Genomic DNA, 12543 nt, shown 5'->3' with positions numbered 1-12543 from the left:
GGCAAACTTAGTTATTCTTCCAGAAGCTGCTTGCGGATATTCAGCAGTTCTTGATGACGCTCCTCGCTGGTCTTTGGATATGACATTCTCAGCCCATCCAGCACATCTGAAAGTATCTGAGATACGATCAGTCGGGCATTTTTCTTGTCATCGGCAGGCACAACATACCAAGGTGTCTCAGTCGTGCTCGTTGCACTAAGACATTTTTCGTAGGCCTGCATATAGTCGTTCCAATACTTGCGTTCCTCGATATCCGCCGCACTGAATTTCCAGTTTTTTTCCGGCTTATCGATGCGATCAAGGAAGCGCTTTTGTTGCTCTTCTTTCGAGAGATGGAGAAAAAATTTGACGACGCATGTTCCGTTACCTGAAAGGTGTCGCTCCAAATTGGAGATCGAACGATATCGGTCGCGCCAGACAGTACTCTTGTTTTCAAGAGCATCCGGGAGTCCCTCGCTTCGGAGAATCTCCGGATGGACACGCGCAATCAGTACCTCCTCATAGTACGACCGATTGAATATGCCAATCCGCCCGCGTTCCGGTAGATTGCGTGTGGTTCGCCATAGAAAGTCGTGCTCCAATTCAGCCGCGCTGGGATGCTTGAAGCTGAATACTTGGCAACCCTGCGGATTCACCCCTGACATCACATGCTTGATGGCACCATCTTTTCCAGCTGCATCCATCGCCTGGAAAATCAGCAGAATGGCATAGCGATTGGACGCGTAAAGAAGCTGTTGCTGCGCGCTCAATTGCGCAACATGCGCTCTCAGAACCTTGCGATATTGCTGTTTTGACTTGTAGAAAGGTTCCACCTTGGTCGGCCACTTGTGGAGATTGACCTTGTCACCTTCCCGTACTCTAAATTCCGCCGAATTGATTTTCATATTCCGCCTTTCGGTGCCGCCGGCGCGGTTGCTGGTTGTCTTGCCGCTGCATTGGGAATTTGCCATCCGATCAACGCAACACGTCACAGTGTCGTTCAGAATTCTGCCCAAGAGTACTGATTTATTTTGTATCGGCCGGATCCGACGTTGCCTCGGCGACGGTTGCCGATTCGCAAGGCGAATACTGTTCTGGAATAGAGGGCGCGACTGGGTGCCGTGTGAGGGCTAACTGGAATTTACCGCAAATTTTCTCTTCCGACTTGGCCCGCTCCTACGCGATGCTTTCAATCTGGATTTTCCTGTCCAGGCATCTACTATTCGTGGTTTTTATTGTTCCTTAGTTGCGTAGGCGTCATGCCGAGTTTAGTACGTAATACACGTGTCAAATGCGCTTGATCGGAAAATCCGCAATGATAGGCAATTTCTTTAATCGAAAGTGTGCCGCTGTACAACATTCGTTTGGCTCGCTCGATGCGCTGTTCGGTAACAAATGTATGTGGCGAGCAGTCAAATGATTCACTGAATTTTCGGGAGAATGTCCAGACGCCCAATCCTACGGCATCGGCCATTTCGTCCAGGCGTATGGACTCTTCCAGGTGAGCATCGATAAACTCGAGCAAGTATTTTTTTTGCTGTTGGGACAGCCGGCCAGGCGCACTGAATTCTTTAAAGGTGACACTGGCGTAATGCCGTAGGAGGTGAATGGCCAACTGCATACTCAAGGCTTCCACATACAACGCCCCACCAATTCCACGATTTCTTACTTCATTTGTGATTGCGCCGACAATCGCTGTCAGGATCGAGTCTTGGGTGCGGAGCAGATCATGTAGGCGAACGTCTTCAATCGGACGGTCCATAACATCCATGGCCACACGTGACATCAGCGCATTGGAAAGATAGAGGTGAGAAACATCAATGTCTTCAGTCCAGTTCCAGTGGGAGTCCTGTGACATCGTAAGCAGCGAAATATCGCCCGGAGCGCAAGCTGTGCGCGTCCAGCCCTCGTCCACGCATCGATCCATCGGTGTACGGCCGCCAAAATAATAAACGATCATGAAATGATCAAGGGGTGGAATGAGAACGTCCTGACCTCTATAGCGATATGACCGTTGTTCTATATCTTTCCATCCGAGCTCTTCGCTTGAGCTGAGAACTACGCCTGGCACCCACTTGAGAAGTTCCTTTGGAGTAATGACAGTCGGCATAATTAAAGTCTCACTTGAAGGCCGTCATCCTTGCTCTCGCTGTGCTCCTACGTAAAGTCTGAAAGCACTCGAGGGCTGGCCTTGTAATATTGTTTTTATTAGTATGTACATCTCACAGAAATACTAGCATGGGATGAGCGGCATCGAAACAAATATCAAACGCTACGCGATTTAAGTAATTATAAAAAACCGAATGCCAGTATGAAACAGCTATAAAAAGTCACCGACCGATTTTCATGCGTTGATGGTTACTAACTTTTCCGACCCAGGCAAAAAAAACGGCCACCGGCGGGCGGCCGCAAAAGGGGCTGCGAGGCGGAGTTCTCGCAACGGAGCGATTCATATCAGGCCATCGCCCTGGGGGTGTTTTCGATGATTTTCCTGACGTAGCCAGCGCAGCTCGATTGGGGAGTCCTTGCCTGACTTTCCTTGATCAAGAGCGGTGTGACTTAGAATACGTAAAGCACTCGAAGATTAAGGCGAGACGCCTCCTTGAAGTCATTTTCAACTGACATATCTCGCCCCAATGTCGCAAGCAACTGAACTTTAGGAGTAACGAAGTAAGACCCTCCCAGCATTATTTTTGCTTGACGGCTTTCATCTTCCAAATCAGTTCCGTCAACTGTCCTCTGCCCGCCCCATAGCCGCGAATAACCGACATGCATAGCCGCGCGGTCACTGAGCTTGTACCGGATAAATCCTTGCATCTGATACTGTGGATCCTGCTTCAGCGTCAGGTCACGAGCGGAGTAACTATCGTTATCACCGAAAAAAGTAACATCAGCAACGAAATCCAGAATGACGCTACTGCCGATACCGTGCATGTACCCGCCCTGCAAGACATATTTCCATCTGTTTTCCCCGATATTCAACTCTTGATTCTTGCTGTAGTCGCCTATAGGCAAAAAAAGATATTGAGTCAGGCCCAATGCGCGGTTTTTTGAAGGATCCTGATGGATCCAGATCGCATTCGCCAGAATGGGGTCGCCCATTCCGCTTTCACTGCCCATGGCTTTTATATCGCCACCTGTCGAGAGATGGCCGAAAGGCAATAGAAGTTGGATATTCGTCAGCAGGCCTGCAAACGCTTGATAGCTAACCCCCCTCAGGATGGCAACATCCGAGTAAAGGTTATATTTGTCGCTTAACTGATTGCCGCGCACGTAATAATCATGGCGTTCTGCGTGCTGTAAATAAAGTAGTCCGAGCTGTGTGCCATCGGGCATTGGCGTATAGTCGCCAGGATCGACATCCAATGCGTGGCAGACAATCGAACGTTGAAGGCAAAGAATTAGAATCAGCAACCGAAACGCATGCAGGACACGCAAGTGTAGGTTGTTTTTCCTGAGGCAGTCGACGTCGGCGTCAGAACTCGATTCGAGCGTATTCGGCGCGCGCAAAGAACGTGCTGTTGTTATTTTCATCCTTCAACCCTGTTTTTTATAAAATTATTCTGGGTTTAGCACAGGAGTCCTGTGCTATTTTTTTGCGTTCTTGCAGGTGTGTTTCAATAGGTTGGGGATAAAAGCAGCTCTCCTAGATGGGCGTCCAGTTGATTGAGCATTTCGCTATCGGTGCCAAAAAGTCCGAGGTGACCATCGATTGATTGCAATGGCCTGAACTCGCTGTTCGGGATCATTTGCTGCTCCGACAGACAATCGTCCATGGTAAAAAACTGGTCATGTGAAATTGGCATGACATAGGTTTTCGCTTTGATTCGCCCAAGGGCCGTCGCAAGATCACCGCCAGTGTTTCGACTGACATCTCCTCGCTGCCATTTCCACGCCATGGTCAGGAGGTTGTTAGGGTCCATTGCCGCAAAGTAGCCTGTCATGAAGCGGTCGATGAATACCTGCATCGACTCGAAACCCAGCGCTTTATGCCGCTCGGCGCGAAAGAACTCAGTACTCCAGCCCATCAATGCCCAAACTTTCGCGTGCCGCTTAAGTCCGGCCTCCACTGTCGACGACGAACCGTATAAGCCGGCCCGGAAGGCCGGATCGGTCGTTATCGCGTCAATGAGTATTTCGGTGAACAGGAAGTCATGCTCGCTATTGCGCGCGGTGCCGGCTATGACCGCGGCACGTTTGACAAAGTCTGGATAGCGCACGGTCCACTCGTAGGTTTGCTGCGCACCCATCGATCCCCCGACCACTAGCGCCAAGTGCTCTATCCCAAAGTATTCGGTGAGCAATGTGTACTGGGCGCTGACGTCATCGCCAATCCTGACATTCGGAAATCCAGGGCCCGCCAATGCGCCGCCAGTGTTACTCGCTGAGCTGGAAAGGCCGTTACCGATCTGGTTGACGACGATGATGCAGTATTTCGAAGGATCCAGCGCCCGCCCTTCGCCAATGTAGATTTGCTCCATCGCCTTGCTCGTGCCCGAATACCAGGTAGGAACAAGTATGGCGTTACTCTTCTCGGCGTTCAGGGTGCCATGTACGGCTACGGCCAGTCGGCACTCCGGAATGCATGAACCTTCTTCAAGCTGGAGCGATCCGATATTGATAAGTTCAAAAGGACCGTGATTTTCTTCGGAGTAATAATTATTCATTTTAGGTCACCTCGTATATCGAGCTGTCACGGCGCACTAGAGAGTCGCAGTGACAGCTTCAACCCGTGAGCAGTCGTTCGACTTCAGGCCATTTCAAAGCCTGGGTAACCCTGTGCGGCTATTTCGTCGCATCGGCGATGATAATTACCGACACCGCCGATATACGACACAAGTCGGCGTGGTTTCCCGTCGACGTTGGAGCCCATGTACCAAGAGTCGGTCTTGACGACCAAGGTCTTCGCCGCAGTCTCGTCGTGATGCTGTACCCAGTTGTCCTCGAACGCTTTGGAGGCTTCCACGACTTGTTTGCCGTGCTGGATGGCAAACTCAATGCATCCCGTGATCCAGTCCACCTGCTGCTGCAGGCAAGTAGTCATGTTGCAAAGTGCAGCCGACGGTGCCAACGGCGCACCTGTTGTGAACAGGTTGGGGTAGCCATGAATCTGCAGGCCCATCGATGTGCGAATTTCTTGTTTCCACTGCTCCCTCAACGACCGGTTGTCGCGCCCTCGAATGTCGATCCGGCTGAGTGCGCCGGAGCCTGCATCAAAACCCACGGCCAGTACGATGATATCTACCTCGTGAATCTTTCCATCCGCGGTCTGGATCCCCTGCGGCACAATGCGCTCGATCGGTGACTGCTTGCAGTCGACCGCCTCGACGTTGGGTTGCAGATAGACTTCAAGGTACTTGCTTTCCAGCGGTACGCGATGGGTGCCGAAGCCATAGTCGGTTGGGATCAGTAGATTGCAGAGATCTGGCCTCGACTGCAGACGCTCACGCATCTTGATGCGCACGAACTCCGACACGACTTCATTGACCTGTTCGTCAAAGAACATCTCGGGAAAAGAAGCCAGCCACATGGCCAAAGAACCATCCTCCCAGAGTTGCTCAAGCACGGCTTGTCGCTCGTCAGGGGTTTTCTCGGACCAGGGGCCGGCGTCGAAGTCGTAGTCGAAACCGGCAAAAGTTTCTCGCACGCGCTTCTTGAGTTGGTGGAATTGTGTGCCCCACTTTTCCCAGTCTTCTTTGCTGTATTTAGGGTTCCTCATCGGAATCACATACTGCGGGGTACGCACGAAGACCTTCATCGATCCCACCGACGGAGCGATGGTCTGGATCACCTGAATACCGGTGGCGCCAGTGCCCACCACGGCCACACGTTTGCCGTTGAAGTCCACGGGATCTTTTGGCCACAGACCGGTGTGATAAATCTGGCCGCTGAAGTTGGTTTGGCCGGGGAACCGATCGGACAGTGGAGCGGACAGCATCCCGCAGCAAGAGATCAGGTATTGGGTATTGATCGTTTCACCGGCCTCGGTTATCACCCTCCAGCTCCCGCTCTCCTCGCAAAAGAGAGCCGCAGCGATGCGGGTGCTGAACTGGATATCTTTCTTGAGGTCCAGCCGATCGGCGACAAAGTTCAGCCACTGCTCCGTTTCGGGCTGAGCAGGGAATCGCTCGGTGGGTTGCCAGGACTTATAGAGTTCTTCAGAGAACCAGTACTGATAAATTTCTGCCTGAGAGTCAAACCGCGCACCGGGGTAACGATTCCAATACCATGTGCCGCCAACTCCGGAAGCCGCATCGTAGGCGCGGACCGTCAAGCCCATCTCACGAAGTCGATACAACTGGTAGAGGCCAGCTACCCCTGCACCAATCACCATTGCGTCCAGGTACGTGACTTTGCCGTTGTCGGTAGACGCAGAGGTGAGTTTAGATTGAGCACTCATTTTGAAGCCTCATATTGTTATGTTTATATTTGCCGTTACTTATTTGCTGCCAGGCAACGCTTAAGGCACGAATAAACGATAACAACCAAGGCGCGTTTTACTCTTGAAGGAAAGGGTGAATAGCTTGAACAATCCGGTGTAACGAACCGGGCTTCGTCGAGGCCGACGACAGATGGGCGCGACGCAACCCGACCGCCGCGCTGAAGGCGCGTGGGCCGGAGCGTCCGAACATTAAAACCAGGTTTCCATCTGTACCCCGTATTGCCATACACCTCCGGCCTTGAAGTCCGTCCTGCCGAAGGTGTCAGAGGTCGTGTATTTGTCCAGATCGGAAGACCAGTTCATGAAGCTTGCGAACACTCGCAATTCCGGGCGTGTGAGAAGGCCTTGCGTGAAAAGCCTCACGTGCCGATGTTGCCCCGACTGGCAATAGGCGCGTCGCAAGGCTGCATCCGCCTCAACGCTGCCACGCAATCAACGGGTTTTCCGCCGGCACAAAGGCCTCCGGGTGCCAGGCGCGAACCCGTGGGGTGTAGTGCTCCAGCGGGCGCATCGTGGCGACCGAAATGGAATAGATATAACCCTGGATCGCACCCGGAATCACATCGACGGCATTCATCAGCAGGCACTCTGCGGGATACTCGCCGCACAGTCCCCCATAGAGTTCCACCTTGACCCACTGAGGCGAGACTTCACCCAAATAGACTGGCACGCGGATGCACAGACAGTCGCCGTCGCGATGCCCCTCGACCGTGCCGAAATGAATATTGCCCCATGCCGACACCAACCCTTTCTGCCAGGCGTGGAGCGTGCGTGCCAGTGCCGCGTTATCCTCGCGGCGGCGTCTAAACGCCTGGATCGCCGGCTGGTAAAGATGCTCCAGGTATTCTTGCAGCATGCGATTGCTGCTGTAGTACGGCCCCAGTTGCGACATGCTGGCGCGCATGCGTTGCACCCAGTCCCTTGGAATACCCTGTGCATCGCGTGCGTAGAACGTGGGAACTACCTCGTTTTCCAGCAGGCCGTACAAGCGCTCGGCGTCGACGTCGTCATTGCTCGGCGCGTCATCCCCGATCGCCCAGCCATAGGCGGGCTGGTACGCTTGCGCCCACCAGCCATCGAGTTCCGAGAGGTTCAAGCCGCCGTTGACGAGCACCTTCATGCCGCTGGTGCCGCAGGCTTCCCACGGCCGACGCGGGGTGTTGATCCAGACATCGACGCCCTGCACCAGGTGTTGGGCCATTTCCAAGTCATAGTCTTCCAGGAACACCACATGCCGGCGCAGCCCCGGGCGATGCACGAAGTCGAGCCATGCCTGGATCAGTTGCTTGCCCTGCTCGTCGGCGGGATGAGCCTTGCCGGCGATGAGCAGTTGTACCGGATGCTGTTCGTTGGTTAACAGCCGCGCCAGGCGGTCGCTGTCATGCAGCAGCAGGTTCGGGCGCTTATAGTCGGTGAAGCGTCGTGCAAACCCGAGGGTGAGGCAGTTAGGGTCAAGTACCTGCGCGGCCTGCGCCACCTGCTGCGCCGACTCGTCACGCTGCTCAAGCTGCCAGGCCAGGCGCTTGCGCGCATAGTTCACCAGGTCGCGGCGTTGCTCGGCCGCCATGTTCCACAAGGCCTCGTCGTCATTGTTGGCGACCGTCGCCGGCAGCAATTCGACCGCGCCGCGCCAACGTTCCTTGCCGCAGCTTGTGGTCCATAGATGATCCGACCACATTGAGTCCCAGGACGAGACATGGACACCGTTGGTGACATGCCCCACCGGTACCTCTTGGACGGGCCAACGGGGATACAGATCGCTAAATAGCTGGCGGCTGACCTCGCCGTGCAACCGGCTCACGCCATTGGCTTGAGCGCACCCGCGCAGTGCCAGAAAAGCCATGTTGAAGGGTTCATCATCGTCCAACGGATTGCGTCGGCCCAGCGCCAGCAGTTCGCGCGAAGAGAGGTGGCAGTCGTCGAGATAGCCTCGGGCATACTTGAGTACCAGTGCCGCGGGAAACACATCGAAACCCGCCGCCACCGGCGTGTGGGTGGTAAAGACGTTACCTGCCCGCGTCGCCCACCAGGCTTCGTGGAACGATGTGCCGTGCTGGTGCATGAAGCGCCGGGCACGCTCCAGCACCAGCAGCGCAGCATGACCTTCGTTGAGGTGGCACACATCGACACTGATCGCCAATGCGTCGAGTGCGGCCCAGCCGCCAATGCCAAGCACCACTTCCTGCAGCAAGCGCATCTGCGAACCGCCGCCGTACAACTTCGAGGTGATGCCACGGTCGCTGGCGCCATTGAGCAAATCATTACTGTCCAGCAGGTACAGGCTGGTACGCCCGACGATGGCCTGCCACACGCGTAAAAACAGGGTACGGCCGGGAAGCGCCAAGGGGACTTTCAACCAGGCGCCGTCATGCCCAAACGCCGGCTGGATCGGCAGGCTGGTGGGGTCGTTATAGGGGTAGGCCTCCTGCTGGCGCCCCGTCGCGTCGATGGTTTGTCGAAAATAGCCTTCCTGATAGAGCAACCCCACTCCGATCATCGGCACCCCCATATCGCTTGCCGTCTTCAGGTAATCCCCGGCCAGCACACCGAGCCCGCCGGCGTAGAGCGCCAGCGCCTCGCTCAGGCCGAACTCCATGCTGAAGTAGGCGATCCGTTTGGAATCGCCAGCGGTTTTCTGCTGCGCATACCAACCCGGCTCACTGAGGTAGTGCCGATGCTCTTCGATGGCGTGCGCGAGGGTTTGCGAGAACGTCGCATCTCGACAGAGTTCTTCAAGCCGGTGCGGCGATGTGTTCTGCAGTATCAGCCAGGGATTATGGGTGCGCTCCCACAGCAGCGGGTCGATGCTTTTCCATAGCTCGTCGAGCGTATGGTTCCAGGTCCAGCGCAGGTTAAGCGCAAGCTCGGTCAATGCGCGCAACTGCTCTGGCAGTTCGCGTGGCAAGAATGCATACACGTCGACACCTCAAGGCGATAGTGGCTAAAGCGCCTCGCTCGGCGCTGGCAGCAAGGCCAGGCTGTGTCGAGCGATGACTGCATTTTCATCAGTGCTAATGACCCAGGCGGATACCTGGCTGTCCGGCGTCGTCAGGCAGGCTCCGGTGGGATGCTCGTGGTTGCGGGTTACGCCTAACCAGGCGCAACCGTCGAGAATCGCGTCACGCACGGCGGGAGCATGTTCGCCAATGCCACCGGTGAACACCAACGCGTCGAGCCCGCCCAGCACTGCGGCCAGCCCCCCGATTTCCTTGACGGCACGCCGTACAAACAACTCGATGGCCTGCGCGGCCCCCTCGGCATGACTGGCCAGCAGCGTGCGCATGTCACTCGCCACACCGCCAGACACGCCAAGCAATCCGGACTCGTGGTACAGCAGGTGTTCGACCGCCTCCGCGCTCATGCCGCGTTCGCGCAGCAGAAACAGCACGATTCCGGGGTCGAGGTTGCCCGGGCGGGTGCCCATCAACAGTCCGTCCAGGGTGGAAAAACCCATGGTGGTGCCGCAACTGATCCGGTTACGCATCGCGCACAGGCTGGCACCGTTGCCCAGGTGGGCGACCAGGGTGCGCCCGGTGGCCGCGCGCGGATCATAATCGGCCAGGACCCCGGCGATGTACTCGTAGGACAAGCCATGGAAGCCATAACGCCGCAGGCCCTCCTCGCTCAGTGCCCTGGGCAGGCCATACAGGGTTTCCAGCGGATCGAGCGTGTGGTGAAAGGCCGTGTCGAAGCAGGCCACCTGAGGCAGCTCGGGATGTTCGCGGGCCACATGGAGAATCGGTGCCAGGCACAGGGGCTGGTGCAAGGGCGCCATTGGAATCAGTCGTTGTATCTCGTCGATCAGCGCGCTATCGACCCGCGCAGCCACTTCCCGACGGGCGCCGCCATGCACCACTCGATGCGCCGCGCCGACAATCTGCCATTGGCGGTTGCTGCCCAGCCAACGCATCAGGTTGCCTAGGGAAACTGCGTCCATGCAACTGTCGGCGCGCCATTGCTCCTGATGTTCGGCCTCGGATCCTGGGGCCTGATACACCAGCGTTGCCCTGCCCTGGCGCACTTCAATCATGCCGCTGCCCAGGCAATGGACCGTTGGTGCCGCCACGAAGTAAAGGGAAAACTTGAGGGTCGAAGAGCCCGCATTCAGCACCAACAACGCCGGGCAAGGGGCATCCATCATGCGCGGCTCCACAACGCCGGGGAATCCACGGCCTGACGGGAGCCGCCAAGCAGTAACCGTAATGCTCGCATCATGGGCCGCCTCGACACTCGATGAGGTTACAGGGAACCTTGCCCCAGGTTGGCCTTATCCTGGCATCCACGGGGCGCGGCGGCTTGATCTTCCTCAATAAAACGTTCCCGTTACGGTTCAGCGCTTTCCTGGCGCATCAATATCATTGACGAACAACACTTTGGCGTTTAACGACGAAAACACCCGCGAAAAAATGTTTTTTGAAAACAATTCAATCAGTTAAGTATTGCGACTGATCCGCAGACACTTACATCTGATCTAAATCAATCAAACCCAGCCCCTTCGCGCAGAAATTAGACGCAGCAGTCGCACCCTCGCATTCGACGGTGCAGAAACTCACGTTTTCGTGGAGGTTCATCATGGCTACGCATCTGCAAGGCACTCAACCGATCGTCCCGCCGGCGGCCCAACCCGTGGCAGGCAGTCTGCGCAAGGTAGAACCCAAGCGCTTGTCGCTGAGCTTGTTGATTGCCCTGGTGGTCGGTTCGATGATCGGCAGCGGTATTTTCAGCCTGCCGCAAAACATGGCCGCCAGTGCTGGCGCCGGCGCGATTCTGATTGGTTGGGTGATCACGGGCGTCGGCATGTTGTCGTTGGCGCTGGTCTATCAGACCTTGTCCAACCGCCAGCCCGCGTTGGACAACGGTGTGTTTGCCTATGCGCGAGCGCTGGGTGGCGAATACCTGAGTTTCAACTCCGCCTGGGGTTACTGGATCAGTGCCTGGATCGGCAACGTCAGTTACCTGGTGATCCTGTTCGCTGCGCTGAGTTACTTCTTCCCGGTGTTTGGCGAAGGCAATAACAAGGCGGCAATCGTCGGTGCGTCGGTGGTGTTGTGGTCGTTGCACTGGATGATCCTCAAGGGCTTGCGCACCGCTGCGCGGGCCAATGCGTTGACGACTGTCGCGAAGATCGTGCCGTTACTGTTGTTCATCGGCCTGGTGATCGCCGCGTTCCAGCGTGAAACGTTCACTGTCGACTTCTGGGGCTCGCCGGCATTGGGCAGTACGCTTGATCAAGTCAAAAGCACGATGCTGGTCACCGTTTGGGTGTTTATCGGGATCGAAGGCGCCAACGTGTTTTCCGCCCGGGCGGCGGAGCGTGTCAATGTCGGGCGGGCCACGGTAATCGGTTTTGTCATCACGCTGTTGCTGCTGATTGCGGTGTCCTTGCTGTCGCTGGGCATTCTCAAACAACCGGAACTCGCGGCCTTGAAAAACCCGTCGATGGCTGGCGTACTGCAGGCCGCCGCCGGGCCGTGGGGCGCGGTGCTGATCAGCATCGGCCTGATCGTTTCGGTCGGCGGAGCCCTGCTCGCCTGGACGCTGCTGGCGGCCGAGTCGGTGTTCACCCCCGCCAAGGAAAAGGTCATGCCTGTCGCGCTTGGCGTGGAAAACACCCAAGGCGCGCCGGCCAATGCGCTGTGGCTGACCAACGGCTGCATTCAGTTGTTCCTGCTGCTGACCTTGTATTCGAGCGCCAGCTATCTGGCGCTGATCTCCCTGGCCACCTCGATGATTCTGTTGCCGTACCTGTTCAGCGGTCTGTATGCGCTGAAGTTGACTTGGAAGGGTGACACCTACGCCGGCCATCGCGGCCTGCAACTGCGCGACATGGCCATCGCGGTAGTCGCCACGCTGTATTGCGTATGGTTGCTCTACGCCGCCGGGCCTAAATACATGCTGCTCAGCGCCCTCCTCTACGCCCCCGGTTCGTTGATCTACCTGGGCACCCTGCGCGCCCGTCAGGGACTACCGCTCAGCGGCCCTGAGACCGGCCTGTTGATCATTATCTGGGCGGCTGCGGCGTATGCCGGCTGGATGCTGTGGTCGGGGACGCTGACCATGTAAGGCCCCGTGTTCTGTCCTGGCGGGCCGCGCAGAGAGCGTTCTGCTGCCTGCCTTCTATC

At 56.4% G+C, this 12543-nt stretch carries 8 protein-coding genes and 1 pseudogene; 1 reads left to right on the top strand and 8 read right to left on the bottom strand.

The window, feature by feature from the left end:
• Positions 1 to 11 precede the first annotated feature (11 nt).
• The 8 genes and pseudogenes from U5A08_RS14510 to U5A08_RS14475 form a co-directional block, all read right to left on the bottom strand.
• Entirely contained in the window at positions 12 to 950 is a 939-nt protein-coding gene (locus U5A08_RS14510) for an ADP-polyphosphate phosphotransferase (RefSeq protein ID WP_321852135.1), read from the bottom strand.
• Between the two features lie 248 nt (positions 951 to 1198).
• The gene (locus tag U5A08_RS14505; RefSeq protein ID WP_253395879.1) at positions 1199 to 2089 is read right to left on the bottom strand and encodes a helix-turn-helix domain-containing protein; all 891 of its coding nucleotides are present in this window, start codon (positions 2087 to 2089) and stop codon (positions 1199 to 1201) included.
• 449 nt (positions 2090 to 2538) lie between these two features.
• Positions 2539 to 3513, bottom strand: a complete 975-nt coding sequence (locus U5A08_RS14500) for a transporter (RefSeq protein WP_321852133.1) — start codon at positions 3511 to 3513, stop codon at positions 2539 to 2541.
• 83 nt (positions 3514 to 3596) lie between these two features.
• Complete coding sequence (locus U5A08_RS14495) at positions 3597 to 4646, bottom strand: alpha/beta fold hydrolase (protein ID WP_253395875.1); 1050 nt, start codon at positions 4644 to 4646, stop codon at positions 3597 to 3599.
• Between the two features lie 83 nt (positions 4647 to 4729).
• On the bottom strand, positions 4730 to 6379 hold the full coding sequence (locus U5A08_RS14490) for a flavin-containing monooxygenase (RefSeq protein WP_253395874.1): 1650 nt from the start codon (positions 6377 to 6379) through the stop codon (positions 4730 to 4732).
• A 231-nt stretch (positions 6380 to 6610) separates the two neighbouring features.
• A pseudogene (locus U5A08_RS14485) lies at positions 6611 to 6763 on the bottom strand (carbohydrate porin); the annotation flags it as partial.
• A gap of 73 nt (positions 6764 to 6836) precedes the next feature.
• Positions 6837 to 9338 (bottom strand): alpha-glucan family phosphorylase, encoded by a 2502-nt coding sequence (gene glgP, locus U5A08_RS14480; RefSeq protein WP_321852130.1) that lies wholly within the window; start codon positions 9336 to 9338, stop codon positions 6837 to 6839.
• 24 nt (positions 9339 to 9362) lie between these two features.
• Positions 9363 to 10562: an acetate/propionate family kinase gene (locus U5A08_RS14475; protein ID WP_253395872.1), complete on the bottom strand. Its 1200-nt coding sequence runs from the start codon at positions 10560 to 10562 to the stop codon at positions 9363 to 9365.
• Between the two features lie 431 nt (positions 10563 to 10993).
• Here U5A08_RS14475 and arcD point away from each other — a divergent pair, with 431 nt between their 5' ends.
• The gene (gene arcD / locus U5A08_RS14470; RefSeq protein WP_321852128.1) at positions 10994 to 12484 is read left to right on the top strand and encodes an arginine-ornithine antiporter; all 1491 of its coding nucleotides are present in this window, start codon (positions 10994 to 10996) and stop codon (positions 12482 to 12484) included.
• Positions 12485 to 12543: the final 59 nt, after the last annotated feature.

This window comes from Pseudomonas paraveronii (assembly GCF_963681955.1).
GTDB classification, from domain to species: Bacteria; Pseudomonadota; Gammaproteobacteria; order Pseudomonadales; family Pseudomonadaceae; genus Aquipseudomonas; species Aquipseudomonas paraveronii.
Note: the sequence above shows the minus strand (reverse complement) of the source record. Positions and strands in the feature narration are given on the sequence as shown.